Consider the following 20,640-nt stretch of genomic DNA (forward strand, 5'->3'; position numbering starts at 1 on the left):
CAGCGCGGCGTTCATGGCTGGGGCGCAACTGGCGCTGGCGCTGGTGCGCCGGCATGGCATCCGCGTGGCGGTGCTCAAGTCCGGTAGCCCATCGTGTGGCAACCGGTTGACCTATGACGGCAGCTTCACGGGTGTGAAGGTGACGGGGGAAGGGGTGACCACGGCCCTGCTGCGACGCGAAGGGGTGCAGGTGTTCAGCGAGCTGGAGCTGGACCAGGCCGCGCAGGCCCTTCGTCACACCGACCTGTAGGAGCCAGCTTGCTGGCGAACGGCTCCACAGCGTTTTCAGGGCTGTTCGCCAGCAAGGCTGGCTCCTACGGGAACCACTTCTGTTCCAGCTCGGCCAGGCGCCCATTGTCCTTGAGCCGCTGCAAGGCATTGTTCACCGCGCTCTCGAACGCCGGATTGTCCTTCTGGAATGGAATCACCAGGTGTTGGTCGCCAAAGGGTTGGCTGACGCTCAATGCAGGTGGGAGTTTGCTTTGTGCATCGGGCTTATCGACGGTGATGTCGACCTTGCCACTCTCCACCCCCGCCAGCGCTTGCGCGGCGGGCGTTTCGATGAACTCGGCGCGCAGGTCCAGTTCTCGGGCCAATGCCTGGCCAAGCTCGATATCGAAACCGCTCAGGTGTTCATCATGCTTGAAGGCATAGGGCGCGGCGTCGCTTTGTACCGCAATGCGCAACTCCCCCCGGTCGTTGATTTCATCGATCAGTTCGGCCTGGGCCAGTGGAGTGAACAATGCTGCCAGCAGTACGCCAATGGTCAAACGCATGAGAGCCCCTTTCTTGTTTGGCAGGTGGGTTTCATCCGCCGGCGCTTTGTGCGTGCGCCGGTCGAACGCAGCCTATGACCTCGGTCCAAGCCTTATGTTTGCCATGCTGGGCAAATATTTGCGCGGTGATTTTTGAACCACTCCAGGTGCAGGTGGACTATGGTGAAGTACCGCCGCACTTCGTTTAAGTGATAGCGGTCATTTGAAGTGAATTACAGGAGAAGTGAATGAAAAGCCTATTTTCGCGTGCTGCCGTCGCCGGTCTGCTGATGGGGGTGTCGGTGTTCGCCAGTGCCGCGGATGCCCTGAAGAGCCAGCAGCCACCGGAAGGCGCCAAGGTCTTCATCGTTTCCCCGGCCGACGGGGCCACGGTCGACAAGACCTTCACCGTCAAGTTCGGTATCGAGGGCATGGGTCTGAAGCCCGCCGGCGACCAGACCCCGCACACCGGGCATCACCACCTGCTGGTGGACGTGGACAAGGCGCCGGTCGCCGACATGCCGCTGCCGACCAGCCTGATGCCGGAGAACAACGCCCCCTTGCCTGCCGGCCCGCAAGTGCTGCATTTCGGCAAGGCGCAGACCGAGGCGACCATCACCCTGGCACCGGGCAAGCACACCCTGCAACTGGTGCTGGGCGACATGTACCACGTGCCGTTCAAGCCGAGCGTCGAGTCGCAGAAGATCACCGTCAACGTCAAATGACGCTTGCTCTGTAGACACGCGCAACGGAAAAGGGAGGCCACCAGGGCCTCCCTTTTTCATGCAACTGGCAAACTTAGAACAGTACGCGCGAGCGAATAGTGCCCTTCACATGCTGCAGTTTTTCCTGGGCCAGGTCCGAGTACTCGGCGTCGACGTCGATCACCACGTAACCCACTTTCTCGTCGGTCTGCAGGAACTGACCGGAGATGTTGATGCCGTTCTCGGCGAATACCTTGTTGATTTCGCTGAGCACGCCCGGGATGTTTTCGTGGATGTGCAGCAGGCGGTGCTTGCCCGGGTGGGCCGGCAGGGCCACTTCAGGGAAGTTGACCGACGACACGGAGGTACCGTTGTCGCTGTACTTGACCAGTTTCTCGGCCACTTCCAGGCCGATGTTGGCTTGGGCTTCGGCGGTGGAACCACCGATGTGCGGGGTCAGGATCACGTTGTCCAGGCCACGCAGCGGGCTTTCGAACTCTTCGTCGTTGGAGCGCGGCTCGACCGGGAACACGTCGATGGCGGCGCCGATCAGGTGCTTGTCCTTGATCGCGGCGGCCAGGTGGTCGAGCTCGACCACGGTGCCACGGGCGGCGTTGATCAGGATCGCGCCCTTCTTCATCGCGCGGATTTCCTTCTCGCCGATCATCCACTGGGTGGATGGCAGCTCCGGCACGTGCAGCGAGACGATGTCGGCCAGGCCCAGCAGTTCGTTCAGGCTGGCGACCTGGGTCGCGTTGCCCAGCGGCAGCTTGGTCAGCGGGTCGTAGAAGTACACCTGCATGCCCAGGCTCTCGGCCAGGACCGACAACTGGGTGCCGATCGAGCCGTAGCCGACGATGCCCAGTTTCTTGCCACGGATCTCGAACGAGTTGGCCGCGCTCTTGATCCAGCCGCCACGGTGGCAGGAGGCGTTTTTCTCAGGGATGCCACGCAGCAGCAGGATCGCTTCGGCCAGCACCAGTTCGGCCACCGAACGGGTGTTGGAGTACGGCGCGTTGAACACGGCAATGCCGCGCTCGCGGGCAGCGCCCAGGTCGACCTGGTTGGTGCCGATGCAGAAACAGCCGACCGCGACCAGTTTCTTCGCACAGTCGAAGACCTCTTCGGTCAGCTGGGTGCGCGAGCGGATGCCGATGAAGTGGGCATCTGCGATCTTTTCCTTGAGTTCGGCGTCTGGCAGCGAACCGGTGAGGTACTCGATATTGGTGTACCCGGCAGCCTTCAGGGTATCCACCGCATTCTGGTGGACGCCTTCAAGAAGAAGGAACCTGATCTTGCTCTTGTCGAGAGAAGTCTTGCTCATCTGCGTAAACCTGTATCCCGGAGAAAAATGGCGAGGGGGGGTGAAGCGGCGCGGCGTCGGCCTTAGCACGAACAGCGGGAGGGCTATGCTAGCATACGCGACTCAATCTGAGCTTATCCCGACAGGTGAAGCGTGCTCAGGGTGACTATGAATAAGTCGAGAGTTCCCGCGATGACCCAGTCCCTGGTAATTGATGAACTGATGACCCTGGTCGACCCTGGCAAGGTCCTCACCGACCCCGCCTCGCTCGACACCTACGGCAAGGACTGGACCAAGCACTATCCGCCCGCGCCCAGCGCCATCGTCTTCCCCAAATCCATCGATCAAGTCCAGGCCATCGTGCGCTGGGCCAACAGGCACAAGGTCGCCTTGGTGCCATCGGGCGGGCGTACAGGCTTGTCGGGCGCTGCGGTGGCCGCCCATGGCGAGGTGGTGGTCGCCTTCGACTACATGAACCAGATCCTGGCCTTCAATGAGTTCGATAGAACCGTCGTGTGCCAGCCGGGCGTGGTAACCCGGCAGCTTCAGCAGTTCGCCGAGGATCAGGGGCTGTACTACCCGGTGGACTTCGCCTCCAGCGGCTCCAGCCAGGTGGGTGGCAATATCGGCACCAACGCTGGCGGGATCAAGGTGATTCGCTACGGCATGACCCGCAACTGGGTGGCCGGGCTGAAGGTGGTCACTGGCCGGGGCGAGTTGCTTGAGCTGAATAAAGACCTGATCAAGAACGCCACCGGCTACGACTTGCGCCAGCTGTTCATCGGCGCCGAGGGCACCCTGGGCTTCGTGGTCGAGGCGACCATGCGCCTGGACCGCGCGCCGCGCAACCTTACCGCCATGGTACTGGGCACGCCCGACTTCGACGCGATCATGCCGGTGCTGCACGCCTTCCAGGGCAAGCTCGACCTGACTGCCTTCGAGTTCTTCTCCGACAAGGGCCTGGCCAAGATCATGGACCGCGGCGACGTGCCGGCGCCGTTCGCCACCCAGTGCCCGTTCTATGCCTTGCTGGAGTTCGAGGCCAGCACCGAGGAGGTGGCCAACGAGGCGCTGGCCACCTTCGAGCACTGCGTCGAGCAAGGTTGGGTGCTGGATGGGGTGATGAGCCAGAGCGAGACGCAGCTGAAGAATTTGTGGAAGCTGCGCGAGTACCTGTCCGAGACCATCTCCCACTGGACCCCGTACAAGAACGACATTTCCGTCACCGTCTCCAAGGTCCCGGCGTTCCTGCGCGATATCGATGCCATCGTCGGCGAGCACTACCCCGACTACGAAGTGGTCTGGTATGGCCATATCGGCGACGGCAACCTGCACCTGAACATCCTCAAGCCCGACGCCATGAGCAAGGATGACTTCTTCGCCTCGTGCGCCAAGGTCAACAAATGGGTGTTCGAGATCGTCGAGCGCTACCACGGCTCGATTTCCGCCGAGCACGGCGTGGGCATGACCAAGCGCGACTACCTTGGCTACAGCCGCTCGCCGGAGGAAATCGCCTGCATGAAGGCAATCAAGGCGGTGTTCGATCCGAACGGCATCATGAATCCGGGTAAGATCTTCGCTCCCGAATAAAAAGCAGTGTTCACAGGAGTCGGCCATGAGTTACCAGCACCAGTACGTAGACGGCACGCGTATTCACTTCCCGCTGGGCAAGGTGGTGTGCATCGGCCGTAACTACGCCGAGCACGCCAAGGAACTGGACAACCCTATCCCCAGCGAACCGCTGCTGTTCATCAAGCCGGGCAGTTGTGTGGTGCCCCTGGAAGGTGGTTTCAAGATCCCGACCGACCGCGGTTCGGTGCATTACGAGGCGGAGATCGCCGTGCTGCTGGGCAAGCCGCTGTCCACCCATCCGACCGTGGAAGAGGTGCTCGACGCCATTTCCGGCTATGCCCCGGCGCTCGACCTCACCCTGCGCGAGGTGCAGGCAACGCTAAAGGAAAAGGGCCTGCCGTGGGAACTGGCCAAGAGCTTCGATGGTGCCTGTGTGTTGCCACCGTTCGTGTCGGCGGGGACTTTCGACGATCTGGCCGATATCGGAATTCGTCTGACCATCAATGGTGAAGTGCGCCAGGATGGCAACAGCGCGCTTATGCTCAACCCTATCGTGCCGATGATCCAGCACATTGCAGGGCACTTTGCGCTGCAACCGGGCGATGTGATTCTCACTGGCACCCCGGCCGGCGTGGGGCCGTTCAATGTTGGCGATGAACTGGTGCTCGAGCTTCCCGGCGCCAGCCGCTTCGAAGGCCGGGTGCTCTGACCCGGCCTCGCCCAGATCCAGGTAGGCGCCGGCGTAGCCGGTGCCATCCTCCGCGTCGCCTGGTTCGCCAGCAAGGCTGGCTCCTACAGGCTTTGCCTGTGCTTTTACCGTTTTTTTCACACCTTATCCGGATAATGCGCAAAACTTCACCTATTTCTTCCAGGACCCTTGCATGCCGTCTCCCGCCAGTGCCCCGATCCTTGCCAAGCGCCGCTTCTATCGGCGCTGGCCCTTTGCCTTGGCTGTGGCAGCGTTAATCGGCTATGGGGTGGTGATGGCCATGCACTGGGATGACCGGGGGCTGTTGTGGGTGAAGGAAGGCTTCGAGAGCCAGGCCGAGCGTCAGGAAAGCATCTGGTTGCCAGACTATGTGGCAGACATCGATGCCAAGCCATTGCCTGGCATGGAGCGTGACGAAGCGTCCGATCTGGCCTACAGCCCGCGAACCCGCACGCTGTTCTCGGTAATGGGCAAGCATCCGTTTCTCGTCGAGCTGAACCTCGAAGGCGATGTCCTGCGCAAGATCCCCCTGGTCGGCTGGGCCAACCCTGAAGGCGTTGCGGTGCTCGAGGACGGCCAGATCGCCATCGTCGATGAGCGCCACCATGACCTGACAGTGGTCAAGGTGGATGCCACCACTACCTCGCTCGACCGCGGCGACTACCCGAGCCATGACCTGGGCGACGCCGACAAGGGCAACAAGGGCTACGAGGCCATTGCCTGGGACGCGTCGCGTCAACGCCTGATCATCGGCGAGGAGCGTCCGCCGAAGCTGTACACCTGGAGCACCGATGGCCGCAGCCCCTTGCAGGGCGACAAGCAAGCACTGCCCAACGACGAGCTGGACCTGCGCAACCTGTCGGCCCTGGGTGTCGACCCGCGCACCGGTCATCTGCTGGTGCTTTCGGCCGACTCCAACATGCTGCTGGAGCTGGACGAGCAGGGCGAACAGGTCAGCTTCATGACCCTGCTGGGCGGCTTCAATGGCCTGCAGGACACCGTCCCGCGGGCCGAGGGCGTGGCCATGGACGAGCAAGGCACGCTGTATATCGTCAGTGAGCCGAACCTGTTCTATCGCTTCAGAAAACCCTGACAGCATCCTCAGCTATCGCCGATGATGGCATTAAGCTTTGCTTCAGTTGATAGTGGTTAGATGCGTGCTCCTTCAGCCGAGTCTGCCACCATGCGCCGTCCCTTTCGCCTGTTTCTGGTCTTTGTCGTGTTCGTTCCTTTGCTCGTGCTGGGCGTGGCCGGGCACGAGTTCCGGCTGTTCGAGCGCGGCTGGTTCAACCTCAAGACCTGGTGGCAGCCGGCCGAGCAGAGCATGGGCCTGGACCGTTACCAAGTGGTGATCGAGGCGCAGCCCGTCCAAGGGCTGGACGACGATATTTCGGCGCTGACCTACGACCCTGACCGCAAGAGCTTGTTCACCGTCACCAACGCCAAGTCGGAGCTGATCGAGCTATCACTGGACGGGCGCATCCTGCGGCGGGTGCCGCTGACCGGCTTCGGCGACCCCGAGGCGGTGGAGTACGTGGGCCCCAACAGCTACGTGATCACCGACGAGCGTGAGCAGCGGTTGATACGTGTGCGCCTGGACGACGACACGCTGTTCCTCGACGCCAACGATGCCGAGCAACTGTCCCTGGGCATCGGCCTGAACGGCAACAAGGGTTTCGAGGGGCTGGCCTACGACTCGGCCGGCAAGCGCCTGTTCGTGGCCAAGGAGCGTGACCCGATGATGATCTACGAGGTGCACGGCTTCCCCCACGACAATCCCGACAAACCCTATGCCGTGCACGTGGTGCAGGACCGCAAGCGTGACCGCCGGCTGTTCGTGCGTGACTTGTCCAGCTTGCAGTTCGACGAGCGCAGTGGGCACCTGCTGGCGCTGTCGGACGAGTCGCGGCTGGTGTTGGAGCTGGATGTCAAAGGTCGGCCGTTGAGCACCTTGTCATTGCGCAAGGGCTTTCAGGGTTTGCAGGCGACGGTGCCGCAGGCGGAGGGAATCGCGATGGACGAGGCGGGGACCATCTATCTGGTCAGTGAGCCGAACCTGTTCTATGTGTTCAAGCAGCCGGCAGATTGATTGCCTGGGTTGGCGCTATCGTGGGGCAAGCGGGTTTACGCTTGCCCTTGTAGGAGCGGCCTTGTGCCGCGAATGGGCCGCAAGGCGGCCCCGGAAATTTTTGTGGTATCGCGCAAGCCTTGAGCGCGATAGGGCTCACTCGGCCTTGAGGGTCTTCACGCCTTCAGCGGTACCCAGCAGCAGCACATCGGCTGGACGCGCGGCGAACAGGCCGTTGGTGACCACGCCGACGATGGCGTTGATCTGGCTTTCCAGCGCCACCGGGTCGGTGATCTGCAGGTTGAACACGTCGAGAATGACGTTGCCGTTGTCGGTGACCACGCCTTCGCGATAGACCGGGTCGCCGCCCAGCTTGACCAGCTGGCGCGCGACGTGGCTGCGGGCCATCGGGATCACTTCGACCGGCAGCGGGAAGGCGCCGAGCACCGGTACCAGCTTGCTGGCGTCGGCAATGCAGATGAAGGTCTTGGCCACTGCCGCGACGATCTTCTCGCGGGTCAGGGCCGCGCCGCCGCCCTTGATCAGGTTGAGGTGGGCGTCGCTTTCGTCGGCGCCGTCGACGTAGAACTCCAGCTCGCTGACGCTGTTCAGCTCGTATACCGCAATGCCGTGGCCCTTCAGGCGCTGGGCGGTGGCTTCGGAGCTGGCGACGGCGCCGTCGAAGGCGGTCTTGTGCTGGGCCAGGGCGTCGATGAAGAAATTGGCGGTCGAGCCGGTGCCGACACCGACGACGCTTTTGTCGTCCAGTTTCGGCAGGATGAGGTCGACGGCGGCCTGGGCGACGGCCTGTTTGAGTTGGTCCTGGGTCATGCGGGCTCCGGGAGGGGCGGGCGGATTTCGAAAGTTGCCTAGTATAACGGCTCCTGCGGCGTTGCTGTGGTCGCCCGACGTAGCGCTGCGGTAGACTCCCAGCCCTTGTCCCGCGGCCCAGTGAAGCTTTCCGATGCTCGAACAGTACGTCAAGAAGATCCTCACCTCGCGCGTCTACGACGTTGCCGTCGAAACCCCGCTGCACAGCGCCGGGCAATTGAGCAAGCGTCTGGGCAACACGGTGCTGCTCAAGCGCGAGGACCTGCAACCGGTGTTCTCGTTCAAGATTCGCGGGGCCTACAACAAGCTGGCGCAGCTCAGTGCCGAGGAGCTGGCCCGCGGCGTGGTCACCGCCTCGGCCGGCAACCACGCCCAGGGCGTGGCCCTGGCGGCTCGCGAACTGGGGATCAAGGCGACCATCGTGATGCCCAAGACTACCCCGGAAATCAAGGTCGAAGGCGTGCGTTCGCGGGGCGGCAAGGTGGTGCTGCACGGCGACTCCTTCCCCGAGGCGCTGGCCTACTCGCTGAAGCTGGTCGAGGAAAAAGGCTTCGTCTACATCCACCCCTACGACGACCCGCACACCATTGCCGGGCAGGGCACGGTGGCCATGGAGATCCTGCGCCAGCATCCGGGCCAGCTGGACGCGATCTTCGTGCCGGTCGGCGGCGGCGGCCTGATCGCCGGCATCGCCGCCTACGTGAAGTACCTGCGCCCGGAAATCAAGGTGATCGGCGTCGAGCCGGACGACTCCAACTGCCTGCAGGCCGCCATGGCCGCTGGCGAGCGCGTGGTGTTGCCCCAGGTCGGGCTGTTCGCCGATGGCGTTGCCGTGGCGCAGATCGGCCAGCACACCTTCGACATCTGCCGCCATCATGTGGACGAGGTGATCACCGTCAGTACCGACGAGATCTGCGCGGCAATCAAGGATATCTACGACGATACCCGCTCGATCACCGAACCTGCCGGCGCCCTGGGCGTGGCTGGGATCAAGAAGTACGTCGAGCTCAAGGGCGTTGCCGGGCAGACCCTGGTGGCCATCGACTCAGGCGCCAACGTCAATTTCGACCGCCTGCGCCATGTGGCCGAGCGCGCCGAGCTGGGCGAGAAGCGCGAGGCGATCATCGCCGTGACCATTCCCGAGCGCCCGGGCAGCTTCAAGGCCTTCTGCGAGGCCATCGGCAAACGCCAGATCACCGAATTCAACTACCGCAAGCACACCTCCGACGAGGCGCATATCTTCGTCGGCGTGCAGACCCACCCGGAAACCGACCCGCGTGCCGCCTTGGTGCAGCAACTGGGCGAGCAGGGTTTCCCGGTGACCGACCTGACCGATAACGAACTGGCCAAGTTGCATATCCGCCACATGGTCGGCGGCCACTCGGCCGGAGCCAGCGACGAGATGGTGCTGCGCTTCGAGTTTCCCGAGCGCCCAGGGGCGCTGTTCAACTTCCTCAACAAGCTGGGGGGGCGCTGGAACATCTCGATGTTCCACTACCGCAACCACGGCGCCGCCGATGGCCGCGTGGTCGCGGGCCTGCAAGTGCCGGAGGAAGAACGCCACCTGGTGCCGGCGGCACTGGCCAAGATCGGCTACCCGTACTGGGACGAAACCGAGAACCCGGCGTACCGGCTATTCTTGGGCTGAACACGCCACACTGGCCTCGTGGGAGCGGCGGTACGCCGATGCGACTTGCCCCGCGATGCGGCCATCAGCAAGAAGGACGAAGGCAAAATGGAACACCTGACCACCCTCAAGACCCTGCACATCCTCGCCACCGCCTTGCTGCTGCTCGGCGCCCTGGGCCTGGCGATCTGGACCTGGCGGGCCCGCCGCCAGGGTGACAGCGAGGCCTATGCCAAGCTGCTGCGCCGGCCGCTGCTGTTCGTCTGGCTGCTGATGGGCCTATGCCTGGTGAGCATGCCGTTCACCGGCTGGTGGCTGGTGCACCTGGTCGGTTGGCCCCTGGGGCAGACCTGGGTGCTGGCCTCCAGCGTCATCTACAGCGTTGGCGCGTTCGCCGCGTGGTGGTTGCTGGTGCGCCTGAACCGCCTGCGCAAGGCCGAGGCGGTGGGCCTGAAATTCACCCTGGCGTTGGCGCTGTTCAGTGGTGCGTGCTTCCTGTCCATTGCCGGCCTGATGGGCGCCAAGCCGGTTTGAGGGCCTGCTCCCACCTGTAGGAGCCAGCCTTGCTGGTGCAGCCTTGCCAGCGCGTCGCAGATAAGCGTGGCGGGCGCGTTGCTGCGCGCTCGGGCTTTGTGGAACAATGCGGCGACATGCGTTTGCGAGGTTGCTGCCGTGATCGACCCGGATGGTTTTCGCCCCAATGTCGGGATCATTCTTACGAATGATGCCGGGCAGGTGCTATGGGCTCGGCGGATCAACCAGGATGCCTGGCAGTTTCCCCAGGGAGGCATCAACCCTGATGAAACGCCGGAAGATGCCCTGTACCGCGAGCTGAACGAAGAAGTGGGCCTGGAGCGCGAGGATGTGGAAATTCTTGCCTGCACCCGTGGCTGGTTGCGTTATCGTTTACCCCAGCGCCTGGTGCGCACCCACAGCCAACCGCTGTGCATCGGCCAGAAACAGAAGTGGTTCCTGCTGCGCCTGGTGAGCAACGAGCAACGGGTGCGCATGGACCTCACCGGCAAACCGGAATTCGACGGCTGGCGCTGGGTCAGCTACTGGTATCCGCTGGGCCAGGTGGTGACATTCAAGCGCGAGGTGTACCGGCGCGCCCTGAAAGAGCTAGCCCCGCGCCTGCTGACGCGCGACTGACGACGGAGTCCGACCCCGAGCCATGCTCAATACGCTGCGCAAGATCGTCCAGGAAGTGAACTCCGCCAAAGATCTCAAGACGGCGTTGGGGATCATTGTCTTGCGCGTCAAGGAAGCCATGGGCAGCCAGGTCTGCTCGGTGTACCTGCTCGACCCGGACAGCAACCGCTTCGTGCTGATGGCCACCGAGGGCCTGAACAAGCGCTCCATCGGCAAGGTCAGCATGGCCCCCAACGAGGGTCTGGTTGGCCTGGTCGGCACCCGCGAGGAGCCGCTCAACCTCGAGAACGCCGCCGACCACCCCCGCTACCGCTACTTCGCCGAGACCGGCGAAGAGAAATTCGCCTCCTTCCTCGGTGCGCCGATCATCCACCACCGTCGCGTGGTTGGGGTGCTGGTCATCCAGCAGAAGGAGCGCCGCCAGTTCGATGAAGGCGAGGAAGCTTTCCTGGTCACCATGAGCGCCCAGCTCGCCGGGGTGATCGCCCACGCCGAGGCCACCGGCTCGATCCGTGGCCTGGGGCGTCAAGGCAAGGGCATTCAGGAGGCGCGCTTCGTCGGCGTGCCGGGTTCGCCCGGCGCGGCGGTCGGCCGTGCCGTGGTGATGCTGCCCCCAGCCGACCTGGAAGTGGTGCCGGACAAGACCGTCGAGGACATCGACAACGAACTGAAGCTGTTCAACAACGCCCTCGAAGGCGTGCGCGAGGACATGCGCAAGCTGTCGGCCAAGCTGGCCACCCAGCTGCGTCCCGAGGAGCGCGCGCTGTTCGATGTGTACCTGATGATGCTCGAGGACGCCGCCCTCGGTGGCGAGGTGATCGAGGTCATCAAGACCGGCCAGTGGGCCCAGGGCGCGCTGCGCCAGGTGGTCGGCGAGCACGTCAATCGTTTCGAGCTGATGGACGACGATTACCTGCGTGAGCGCGCCTCTGACGTCAAGGACCTCGGCCGGCGCCTGCTCGCCTACCTGCAGGAAGCCCGTTCGCAGTCGCTGGTGTACCAGGACAACACCATCCTGGTCAGCGAGGAGCTGACCCCGGCCATGCTCGGCGAAGTGCCCGAAGGCAAGCTGGTGGGCCTGGTGTCGGTGCTCGGCTCGGGCAACTCCCACGTGGCGATCCTCGCCCGAGCCATGGGCATCCCCACTGTAATGGGCCTGGTCGACCTGCCGTATTCGAAGGTCGATGGCATCGAGCTGATCGTCGACGGTTACAAGGGCGAGGTGTTCACCAACCCTGGCGAGGTGCTGCGCAAGCAGTACAGCGACGTGGTCGAGGAAGAGCGCCAACTGGCCCAGGGCCTCGACGCCCTGCGCGAGCTGCCATGCATCACCCCCGACGGCCACCGCATGCCGCTGTGGGTCAACACCGGCCTGCTCGCCGATGTCGCCCGCGCCCAGCAGCGTGGCGCCGAGGGCGTCGGCCTGTATCGCACCGAAGTGCCGTTCATGATCAACCAGCGCTTCCCCAGCGAGAAAGAACAGCTGGCGATTTACCGCGAGCAACTGCAAGCGTTCCATCCGCTGCCGGTGACCATGCGCAGCCTCGACATCGGCGGCGACAAGTCGTTGTCGTATTTTCCGATCAAGGAAGAAAACCCGTTCCTTGGCTGGCGCGGCATTCGCGTGACCCTCGACCATCCGGAAATCTTCCTGGTGCAGACCCGCGCCATGCTCAAGGCCAGCGAGGGCCTGAACAACCTGCGCATCCTGCTGCCGATGATTTCCGGCATCCACGAGCTGGAAGAAGCCCAGCACCTGATCCACCGCGCCTGGGGAGAGGTGCGTGACGAAGGCACCGACGTGCCGATGCCGCCGGTGGGGGTGATGGTGGAGATTCCGGCCGCGGTCTACCAGACCCGCGAACTGGCGCGCCAGGTGGACTTCCTGTCGGTCGGCTCCAACGACCTGACCCAGTACCTGCTGGCGGTGGACCGCAACAATCCACGGGTCGCCGACCTGTACGACTACCTGCACCCGGCGGTGCTGCAAGCGTTGCAGACGGTGGTCAGCGTCGCCCACGAGGAAGGCAAGCCGGTGAGCATCTGCGGCGAGATGGCCGGTGACCCGGCGGCGGCAATCCTGTTGATGGCCATGGGCTTCGACAGCTTGTCGATGAACGCCACCAACCTGCCTAAGGTCAAGTGGATGCTGCGCCAGGTCAACCTGGGCAAGGCTCGTGAGTTGCTGGCCGATGCCATGAGCCACGACAACCCGCAAGTTATCCACAGCTCGTTGCAGCTGGCACTGAAGAACCTCGGGCTGGCGCGGATGATCGGGCCGAACAAGACCCTCTGATTCGCTGCGCCTGGACGGGCCCTTTCGCCGGCAAAGCCGGCTCCTGCGACGGTCGCGGCGTTACGCCTATCCTGTAGGAGCCGGCTTTGCCGGCGAACCGCCCGTAAACCACCTCAAACCTCCAGGCTGACCTCCCCGAGGTGCCCGCCAAACGGCCCGAAACTGCGCTCGGCCATCCGCCGCCGCCCCTGGCCGTCCACGATCAGCACCGTGCTCGCCCGCGTCCCGTAGTTCTGGCTGGCAATGAACACGCTCGACAGCAGTCGCTCGGTGGCCAGCCCCACTCCAGTCTCAGGTAAGTCGCCGTCCAACGCAGGCTGTGTATCGCCCAGCAGCGCCAATAGTCGCTGTGGATCGGCGCTCTCAAGCAATCCCTCCAACCCACTGCGCGCCTTCACCAGCTTCGGCCAAGGCGTATCCAGCCCGGCATTCGACAGCCCGTAGACCCCGGCGCCCAACAAGCGTGGCGCCGGCTCCCGGGCATGCAGGTAACCCAGCCGCTCGCTGTCACCCACCAGCAGGTTGAAACCCGAGTACTGCCCGCTGCGGCTGGCCACCTGGTCCAGGTAGGCCTTGACCCCCAGCTCGCCTTGCAGGTACGCCGCCACCAATTCGCCGCGTGAGCGCGGCCCCACCGGCCGGCCTGGGTCGCGGATGTTGGTCAGCGCCGCGAAGCGTCCGCCCGGGCCGATGCCCAGCCAGGTGCCGCCGGCTTCCAGGTCGCGCCCGGCGTGCACCCCAGGGGCATCCTCCCAGGCTGCCAGGGCCTGGGTCGGCCGGGCATAGAACTCGTCGCGGTTGGCCGCGACGATCAGCGGCAAGGCGTGCCCCGGCCGCCAGGCGAATACGATCAGGCACATAGGTTGTCCCCTGTGTTTTCGGCCACTCTACCCGCGTAGTCGGTGGCTATCCATCATCTGACACAGAGTTCACTAGAGCGCCGGGCTTGGCTTCCGTTACCATGCCGGATTGTTTTCCACAGGGGCCACGAATGGAATTCGCTCTCTATCTGCTGTTGGGCGCCTGCGCCGGCGTGCTGGCCGGGCTGTTCGGCGTCGGTGGCGGCATCATCATCGTGCCGGTGCTGGTGTTCAGCTTCACCTTGCAGGGCTTCGACCCTTCGGTGCTGACCCACCTGGCTGTCGGTACTTCGCTGGCGACCATCGTCTTCACCTCGATCAATGCCGTGCGCGAGCACCAGCGCAAGGGCGCGGTGCAATGGCCGATCTTCGCCTGGATGACCCTGGGTATCCTGCTCGGCGCGCTGGTCGGGGCCAAGACCGCCTCGTTGATCCAGGGCCCGATGCTGCAGAAGATCATCGGCGTGTTCGCCCTGGTGATCGCCGTGCAGATGGCCTTGGACTTCAAGCCCAAGGCCAGCCGCGGCATCCCCGGCAAGCCGGGCCTGGCCGCCGCTGGCGGGGTGATCGGCTGGGCCTCGGCGATCTTCGGCATCGGTGGCGGCTCCTTGACCGTGCCGTTCCTGACCTGGCGCAGCCTGCCCATGCAGCAGGCCGTGGCGACTTCGTCGGCCTGCGGCCTGCCGATCGCCCTGGCCAGCGCCCTGGGCTTCATGTGGCTGGGTTGGCACGAGGAACACTTGCCGGCCCACAGCCTGGGCTACGTCTATCTTCCGGCGCTGGTCGGCATCGCCGCCACCAGCATGTTCTTCGCTCGCTACGGCGCGCGTCTGGCGCACAAACTGTCGCCGCGCGTGCTCAAGCGTCTGTTCGCCGCGCTGCTGTTCTGCGTCGGACTCAGCTTCCTTATCTGAATCTAGAGGAAAGACAATGCTGCCTTACCCGCAGATCGACCCGGTGGCCGTGGCCCTCGGTCCACTGAAAATCCACTGGTACGGCCTGATGTACCTGATCGGCATCGGCGGCGCCTGGCTGCTGGCCTCGCGCCGGCTGAACCGCTTCGACCCGACCTGGAACCGCGAGAAACTCTCCGACCTGGTGTTCTGGCTGTCGATGGGGGTGATCGTCGGCGGCCGCCTGGGCTACGTGCTGTTCTACGACCTGCACCAGTACCTGGCCAACCCGACGCTGATCTTCGAGGTGTGGAAGGGCGGCATGTCGTTCCACGGCGGCTTTATCGGCGTGATGCTGGCGGCGCTGTGGTTCGGCAAGCGCAACAACAAGTCGTTCTTCGAGCTGATGGACTTCGTCGCCCCGCTGGTGCCGATCGGCCTGGGGGCCGGGCGCATCGGCAACTTCATCAACGCCGAGCTGTGGGGCAAGGCCACCGATGTGCCGTGGGCCATGGTGTTCCCGCCGTTCAGCGATCCGGCGCAGCTACCACGTCACCCGTCGCAGCTGTACCAGTTCGCCCTCGAAGGTGTGGCATTATTCGCCATCCTTTGGCTGTACTCGCGCAAGCCGCGCCCGACCATGGCGGTTTCCGGCATGTTCGCGCTGTTCTATGGCATCTTCCGCTTCATCGTGGAGTTCGTGCGGGTGCCCGACGCGCAACTGGGTTATATCGCCTTCGGCTGGCTGACCATGGGTCAGCTGCTCTGCGTGCCGATGATCGTCGGCGGCCTGTTCCTGATCTGGTGGGCCTACAACCGCAAACCGACGGCCAAGGCCACCGTTTGATTTTTCCGGCAGGGGCGATCCCCCTGCCGTCCTTGCTACAGGTAAGCCATGAAACAGTATCTAGACCTGGTGCGTGACGTCATCGACAACGGCACGCTGCAGCAGAACCGCACCGGCGTGCGCACCATCAGCTTGCCGGGCGCCATGCTGCGCTTCGACCTGCAAAAAGGCTTCCCGGCCATCACCACGCGCAAGCTGGCGTTCAAGTCGGCGATCGGCGAGATGGTGGGTTTTTTGCGCAGCGTGAAGAACGCCGGCGAGTTCCGCGACCTGGGCTGCAAGGTCTGGGACCAGAACGCCAACGAGAACGCCCAGTGGCTGGCCAACCCGTTCCGCCAGGGCCATGACGACCTCGGCGAGATCTACGGCGTGCAGTGGCGCCAGTGGCCGGGCTACAAGCGTATTGCGCTGAGCAACCCGGCAGCCATCGCGATGGCCGAACAGGCGGGCTTCCGCCAGATCGCCAGGGACGAGGAGGACGGCCAGGCGTTCGTCATCCTGTACAAGGCCATCGACCAGGTGCGCCAGTGCCTGGACACCATCGTCAACGACCCGGGCAGCCGGCGCATCCTGTTCCACGGCTGGAACTGCGCCCAGCTCGACGAGATGGCCCTGCCGCCGTGCCACCTGTTGTACCAGTTCCACCCGAATGTCGAGACCAAGGAAATCTCCCTGACCCTCTACATTCGCTCCAACGACCTGGGCCTGGGCACGCCGTTCAACCTCACCGAAGGCGCGGCGCTGCTGTCGCTGTTCGGCCGCCTGACCGGCTACACCCCGCGCTGGTTCACCTACTTCATCGGCGATGCCCATGTGTACGAGAACCACCTGCAGATGCTGGGCGAGCAGATGAAGCGAGAGCCGCTGGCGGCGCCCAAGCTGGTGATCAGCGACCGCGTACCGGCGTTTGCCGATACCGGCAAGTACGAGCCGCAGTGGCTGGAGAAGATCGAGCCGAGCGACTTCTGGCTGGAAGGCTACGAGCACCATGCGCCGATGACGGCGCCGATGGCGGTCTGACAGCCCTTCAACGCCTGAGCTTGAACAATCGCGGGGCAAGTCGCATCGGCGCACCGATGCGACTTGCCCCGCGATGTGATTTCAATTCCCGTGGCTACGCCCCACGTGGGAATGCTCCACCTCTGGCATGGTCACCGCCCCATTCGTCTCCAGCTGCTGCAAGATTGCGCACTCCGCCCCCTGCGCATTGCACTGCTGCCGCAGTTCCACCAGCTGTACCTGCAGTGCCACCAGCCCATCGATCCTCGCCTGCACATGCTCGATATGCGCGTCGATCAGCGCATTGACGCTGCCGCATGAGCCATCCGGGCTGTCGCGCAGGTTCAGCAGGCTGCGAATTTCGTCCAGGGTCATGTCCAAGGTGCGGCAGTTGCGGATGAAGGTCAGCCGCTCGACATGCGCCTGGGTATACAGCCGGTAGTTGCCGTCGCTGCGCGCAGGCTCTGGCAGCAGCTGTTCACGCTCGTAATAGCGAATGGTCTCGACCGCGCAGTCGGTGGCTTTGGCCAGCTCTCCGATCTTCATGATGGCAAATCTCCAACAAGGGGCTTGACCCTATAGTGGCTACAGGGTGTTCACTTGGCAACAACCCTCCCCGTAGGAGCCGGCTTGCCGGCGAAGGCGTCAGCAGGGACGACACCTTTGCCTGGGCGGACGCTTTCGCCAGCTAGGCTGGCTCCTACAGGAAGCAAGCTCCCTTTAAGGACGATGCCATGAACCAGCCTGTCAGCCCCGAACACAAGCATGACCACGACCATGGTGAAAAGGGTCATGGCCACGAACCCCATGCGCACAGTTGCTGCGGCTCTCACGCCGCGCCGGCCAAGGTGCAACTGACCGCGAAGGCCAGTGACCAGGCGCGTCTCAGTCGCTTTCGTATCGAGGCCATGGACTGCCCCACCGAGCAGACCCTGATCCAGGACAAGCTGGGCAAGCTGGCCGGCGTCGAGCAACTGGAGTTCAACCTGATCAACCGGGTACTGGGCGTGCGTCACACCCTGGGCGATACCGCCGAGATCGAGCGGGCCATCGACAGCCTGGGCATGAAGGCCGAGCCGCTGGCCGCCGAGGACGATGGCAGTGCCGCTGCGCCACAGGCTGCCAAGACCCGCTGGTGGCCGCTGGCGTTGGCGGGGGTTGCCGCCATCGCCGCAGAGCTTGCGCATTTCTCCGGCAAAGCCCCGGAGTGGCTGGTGGCCGCGCTGGCCTTGGCCGCCATCCTTGGGTGTGGCCTGGGCACCTACAAGAAGGGCTGGATTGCCCTGAAAAACCGCAATCTCAATATCAATGCGCTGATGAGCATCGCCGTGACCGGCGCCGTGCTGATCGGCCAGTGGCCGGAAGCGGCGATGGTGATGGTGCTGTTCACCGTCGCCGAGCTGATCGAGGCGCGCTCGCTGGACCGCGCGCGCAATGCCATTGGCGGGCTGATGCAGTTGGCGCCGGACATGGCCACCGTGCAGCAGGCCGATGGCCAGTGGCGTGAAGTCGATGTGCGCGAGGTAGCCATCGGTGCCCTGGTGCGGGTGCGCCCCGGCGAGCGTATCGGCCTGGATGGCGAGGTGGTCAGTGGCCAGTCCAGCGTCGACCAGGCGCCGATCACCGGTGAAAGCCTGCCGGTTGAAAAAACCGTGGGCGACAAGCTGTTCGCCGGCACCATCAACCAGGCCGGCGCGCTGGAGTTTCGAGTCGGCGCGGCCGCCGGCCAGTCGACCCTGGCGCGCATCATCAAGGCTGTCGAGCAGGCCCAGGGCGCCCGTGCGCCGACCCAGCGCTTCGTCGATCAGTTCTCGCGCATCTATACCCCGGTGGTGTTCGCCGTTGCCCTGGCCGTGGCGGTGATTCCGCCGCTGTTCATGGCCGGCGCCTGGTTCGACTGGATCTACCGGGCCCTGGTGCTGCTGGTGGTGGCCTGCCCGTGCGCGCTGGTGATCTCCACCCCGGTGACCATCGTCAGCGGCCTGGCCGCGGCGGCGCGCAAGGGCATCCTGATCAAGGGCGGGGTGTACCTGGAGGGCGGTCGCAAGCTGGACTACCTGGCCCTGGACAAGACCGGCACCATCACCCACGGCAAGCCGGTGCAGACCGACAGCCAGGTGCTCGACAGGCTGTTCGAAGACCGCGCCCAGGCCCTGGCCGCCAGCCTGGCGGCCCGCTCCGACCACCCGGTGTCCGGTGCCATCGCGCTGTTCGCCAAGGACCAGGGCCTGGTCCTGAACGAGGTCACCGAGTTCGCGGCGCTAGCCGGGCGTGGTGTGCGCGGTGATATCGACGGCCAGACCTACCACCTGGGCAACCATCGCCTGGTGGAGGAACTCGGCTTGTGCTCGCCGCAACTGGAGGCGCAACTGGACGTGCTGGAGCGCCAGGGCAAGACCGTGGTGCTGCTGCTCGACCGCAACGGTCCGCTGGCGTTGTTCGCCGTGGCCGACACGGTCAAGGACAGCAGTCGCCAGGCCATCGCCGAGTTGCATGAACTGGGTATCAAAACCGTCATGCTGACCGGCGACAATCCGCACACCGCGCAGGCTATCGCCGCCCAGGTGGGGATAGACCGCGCCGAGGGCAACCTGTTGCCGGCGGACAAGCTGGCCACCATCGAGAGCCTGTACGCCCAGCAGCACCGGGTCGGCATGGTCGGTGACGGCATCAACGACGCCCCGGCCCTGGCCCGCGCCGAGATCGGCTTCGCCATGGCCGCCGCCGGAACCGACACTGCCATCGAGACCGCCGACGTGGCGTTGATGGACGACGACTTGCGCAAAATCCCGGCGTTCGTCAGGCTGTCGCGCCAATGTGGGGCGATTCTCACCCAGAACATCGTGCTGGCCCTGGGGATCAAGGCGATTTTCCTGGCGATCACCTTCGCCGGCATGGCCACCATGTGGATGGCGGTGTTCGCCGACATGGGGGTGAGCCTGCTGGTGGTGTTCAACGGTCTGCGTTTATTGCGCAAATAGAGGTCATGCAATGCTCAGTGCCGAGCTCAAAGCCTTCTACATGGTGGCCCGCCAGGGTAGCGTCACCCTGGCGGCGAAGAAGCTCGGGCTTAGCCAGCCGACGGTGACCACGCAGATTCGCAACCTCGAAAGCCAGTACAACGTCGAGTTGTTCTACCGTGGTGGTCGACGCCTGGTGCTGAGCGAAGAGGGTGTGCGCTTGCTGCCGTTGGTCAAGGCGCTGTTGCAGCAGGAAGCCGACATCGAGTTCGAGCTGCGCAACAGCGGCCAGGCCCAGGGCAGCCTGCGCATCGCCGCCACGGCGCCGTACTACATCCTCGACTTGGTGAAGGTCTTTCGCGAGCGCCTGCCCCAGGTGGAGGTGGCGGTGGAGATCGGCAACTCGCAGCAGGTGCTGGAAATGCTCGAGGACTATCGGGTGGATATCGCCGTGTCGTCGCAATTGCTCGAGGATGCGCGGTTGGTGCGTCGGGTGTTGGGGACTGATCCGTTGGTGATGGCGGTGCATCGAAACCACCCGTTGGCCCAGCGTCAGGCGGTGTCGATCGATGCGGTGGCGGGGCATTGCCTGCTGATGCGCGAAGCGGGCTCGACCACGCGCAAGCTGACTGAGCAGATGATGCAGGAGGCGGGGGTCAAGGCTGGGGCTTTGCTGGAGATTGGCAGCCGGGAGTCGATTCGCGAGGCGGTTTTGCGCAATATCGGTATCAGTGTCATTGCCCGGCATGAAGTACCGCATAATCCGGAGTTACGGGTGTTGGCGTTGGAAAATGCGCCGGTGATGCATGAATATTTATATTGCCTGAAAGAGCGGCGTCAGGCGCGGTTGCCGGCGGCGTTTCTTGGCGTGGCGCAGGAAGTTGTTGGGTCGCAGTTCTGAAAGTGCTCTTCTCTTGACCGAAAGCCACAAATAACAACGCAACTTTCTTGCTCTTGCTCTTGCTCTTGCTCTGTTTTTGATTTTGCTTCTAAGCGCGCGATAGCTCAGGCGACACAAATTGCGACTTCAGGAGGCCGAGTGGAGTTCTTGCGTAGTGGGGCGA

At 64.1% G+C, this 20,640-nt stretch carries 20 protein-coding genes; 15 read left to right on the forward strand and 5 right to left on the reverse strand.

The genetic code is table 11. From position 1 onward, the window contains the following. Nucleotides 1-250, forward strand: a 250-nt coding sequence (locus E3U47_RS23950; protein ID WP_134694052.1) for a DUF523 domain-containing protein, incomplete at its 5' end; no start/stop codon positions are given. Nucleotides 251-314: 64 nt separating this feature from the next. Here E3U47_RS23950 and E3U47_RS23955 read toward each other — a convergent pair. Beyond that, on the reverse strand, nucleotides 315-776 hold the full coding sequence (locus E3U47_RS23955) for an ABC transporter substrate-binding protein (protein ID WP_134694053.1): 462 nt from the start codon (nucleotides 774-776) through the stop codon (nucleotides 315-317). A gap of 227 nt (nucleotides 777-1,003) precedes the next feature. Here E3U47_RS23955 and E3U47_RS23960 point away from each other — a divergent pair, with 227 nt between their 5' ends. After that, a complete protein-coding gene (locus tag E3U47_RS23960) occupies nucleotides 1,004-1,480 on the forward strand; it encodes a DUF4399 domain-containing protein (protein ID WP_134694054.1) in 477 nt (158 codons plus the stop codon). 73 nt (nucleotides 1,481-1,553) lie between these two features. Here the strand turns inward: E3U47_RS23960 and serA are convergent, their stop codons facing one another. Beyond that, nucleotides 1,554-2,783, reverse strand: coding sequence for a phosphoglycerate dehydrogenase (serA, locus tag E3U47_RS23965; RefSeq protein ID WP_134694055.1), 1,230 nt, complete (start codon nucleotides 2,781-2,783; stop codon nucleotides 1,554-1,556). A gap of 171 nt (nucleotides 2,784-2,954) precedes the next feature. Between serA and E3U47_RS23970 the strand changes: the two genes are divergently transcribed. The 4 genes from E3U47_RS23970 (at nucleotide 2,955) to E3U47_RS23985 (ending at nucleotide 7,132) form a co-directional block, all read left to right on the forward strand. Then, entirely contained in the window at nucleotides 2,955-4,352 is a 1,398-nt protein-coding gene (locus tag E3U47_RS23970) for an FAD-binding oxidoreductase (protein ID WP_134694056.1), read from the forward strand. A 25-nt stretch (nucleotides 4,353-4,377) separates the two neighbouring features. Further along, entirely contained in the window at nucleotides 4,378-5,043 is a 666-nt protein-coding gene (locus tag E3U47_RS23975) for a fumarylacetoacetate hydrolase family protein (RefSeq protein WP_134694057.1), read from the forward strand. A gap of 172 nt (nucleotides 5,044-5,215) precedes the next feature. Further along, the gene (locus E3U47_RS23980) at nucleotides 5,216-6,136 is read left to right on the forward strand and encodes an SdiA-regulated domain-containing protein (protein ID WP_134694058.1); all 921 of its coding nucleotides are present in this window, start codon (nucleotides 5,216-5,218) and stop codon (nucleotides 6,134-6,136) included. Nucleotides 6,137-6,226: 90 nt separating this feature from the next. Further along, nucleotides 6,227-7,132 (forward strand): SdiA-regulated domain-containing protein, encoded by a 906-nt coding sequence (locus E3U47_RS23985; RefSeq protein WP_134694059.1) that lies wholly within the window; start codon nucleotides 6,227-6,229, stop codon nucleotides 7,130-7,132. Between the two features lie 135 nt (nucleotides 7,133-7,267). On the opposite strand, the gene rpiA is transcribed toward E3U47_RS23985, so the two are convergent. After that, nucleotides 7,268-7,942, reverse strand: coding sequence for a ribose-5-phosphate isomerase RpiA (gene rpiA, locus E3U47_RS23990; RefSeq protein WP_134694060.1), 675 nt, complete (start codon nucleotides 7,940-7,942; stop codon nucleotides 7,268-7,270). A 133-nt stretch (nucleotides 7,943-8,075) separates the two neighbouring features. Here rpiA and ilvA point away from each other — a divergent pair, with 133 nt between their 5' ends. The 4 genes from ilvA to ptsP all read left to right on the forward strand — a co-directional run bounded on the left by ilvA (nucleotide 8,076) and on the right by ptsP (nucleotide 13,017). Further along, complete coding sequence (ilvA, locus tag E3U47_RS23995; protein WP_134694061.1) at nucleotides 8,076-9,590, forward strand: threonine ammonia-lyase, biosynthetic; 1,515 nt, start codon at nucleotides 8,076-8,078, stop codon at nucleotides 9,588-9,590. A gap of 87 nt (nucleotides 9,591-9,677) precedes the next feature. Then, complete coding sequence (locus E3U47_RS24000; protein ID WP_134694062.1) at nucleotides 9,678-10,103, forward strand: DUF2269 domain-containing protein; 426 nt, start codon at nucleotides 9,678-9,680, stop codon at nucleotides 10,101-10,103. Between the two features lie 138 nt (nucleotides 10,104-10,241). After that, nucleotides 10,242-10,721, forward strand: a complete 480-nt coding sequence (locus E3U47_RS24005; RefSeq protein ID WP_029614755.1) for an RNA pyrophosphohydrolase — start codon at nucleotides 10,242-10,244, stop codon at nucleotides 10,719-10,721. Nucleotides 10,722-10,743: 22 nt separating this feature from the next. Continuing rightward, nucleotides 10,744-13,017 carry a phosphoenolpyruvate--protein phosphotransferase gene (gene ptsP / locus E3U47_RS24010; RefSeq protein ID WP_134694063.1) on the forward strand — a complete coding sequence of 758 codons (2,274 nt, stop codon included), beginning with the start codon at nucleotides 10,744-10,746 and terminating at the stop codon, nucleotides 13,015-13,017. Between the two features lie 113 nt (nucleotides 13,018-13,130). On the opposite strand, the gene E3U47_RS24015 is transcribed toward ptsP, so the two are convergent. Then, nucleotides 13,131-13,877 (reverse strand): NRDE family protein, encoded by a 747-nt coding sequence (locus tag E3U47_RS24015; protein ID WP_134694064.1) that lies wholly within the window; start codon nucleotides 13,875-13,877, stop codon nucleotides 13,131-13,133. Nucleotides 13,878-14,008: 131 nt separating this feature from the next. Here E3U47_RS24015 and E3U47_RS24020 point away from each other — a divergent pair, with 131 nt between their 5' ends. From E3U47_RS24020 to E3U47_RS24030, 3 genes are read left to right on the forward strand one after another with little or no spacing between them, the layout of a single operon-like run. Next, nucleotides 14,009-14,791 (forward strand): sulfite exporter TauE/SafE family protein, encoded by a 783-nt coding sequence (locus E3U47_RS24020; RefSeq protein ID WP_134694065.1) that lies wholly within the window; start codon nucleotides 14,009-14,011, stop codon nucleotides 14,789-14,791. A gap of 16 nt (nucleotides 14,792-14,807) precedes the next feature. Beyond that, nucleotides 14,808-15,617, forward strand: a complete 810-nt coding sequence (lgt, locus tag E3U47_RS24025) for a prolipoprotein diacylglyceryl transferase (protein ID WP_134694066.1) — start codon at nucleotides 14,808-14,810, stop codon at nucleotides 15,615-15,617. A gap of 48 nt (nucleotides 15,618-15,665) precedes the next feature. Then, nucleotides 15,666-16,637: a thymidylate synthase gene (locus E3U47_RS24030; protein ID WP_134694067.1), complete on the forward strand. Its 972-nt coding sequence runs from the start codon at nucleotides 15,666-15,668 to the stop codon at nucleotides 16,635-16,637. A gap of 81 nt (nucleotides 16,638-16,718) precedes the next feature. Here the strand turns inward: E3U47_RS24030 and cadR are convergent, their stop codons facing one another. Then, nucleotides 16,719-17,162, reverse strand: a complete 444-nt coding sequence (gene cadR, locus E3U47_RS24035) for a cadmium resistance transcriptional regulator CadR (protein WP_134694068.1) — start codon at nucleotides 17,160-17,162, stop codon at nucleotides 16,719-16,721. Between the two features lie 188 nt (nucleotides 17,163-17,350). Between cadR and E3U47_RS24040 the strand changes: the two genes are divergently transcribed. Both E3U47_RS24040 and E3U47_RS24045 read left to right on the forward strand, forming a co-directional pair. After that, nucleotides 17,351-19,597: a heavy metal translocating P-type ATPase gene (locus tag E3U47_RS24040; protein ID WP_134694069.1), complete on the forward strand. Its 2,247-nt coding sequence runs from the start codon at nucleotides 17,351-17,353 to the stop codon at nucleotides 19,595-19,597. A gap of 10 nt (nucleotides 19,598-19,607) precedes the next feature. Beyond that, nucleotides 19,608-20,477, forward strand: coding sequence for a LysR family transcriptional regulator (locus E3U47_RS24045; protein ID WP_134694070.1), 870 nt, complete (start codon nucleotides 19,608-19,610; stop codon nucleotides 20,475-20,477). The last annotated feature ends 163 nt before the right edge of the window (nucleotides 20,478-20,640 follow it).

The organism is Pseudomonas sp. RIT623 (assembly GCF_004519305.1).
GTDB lineage: Bacteria > Pseudomonadota > Gammaproteobacteria > Pseudomonadales > Pseudomonadaceae > Aquipseudomonas.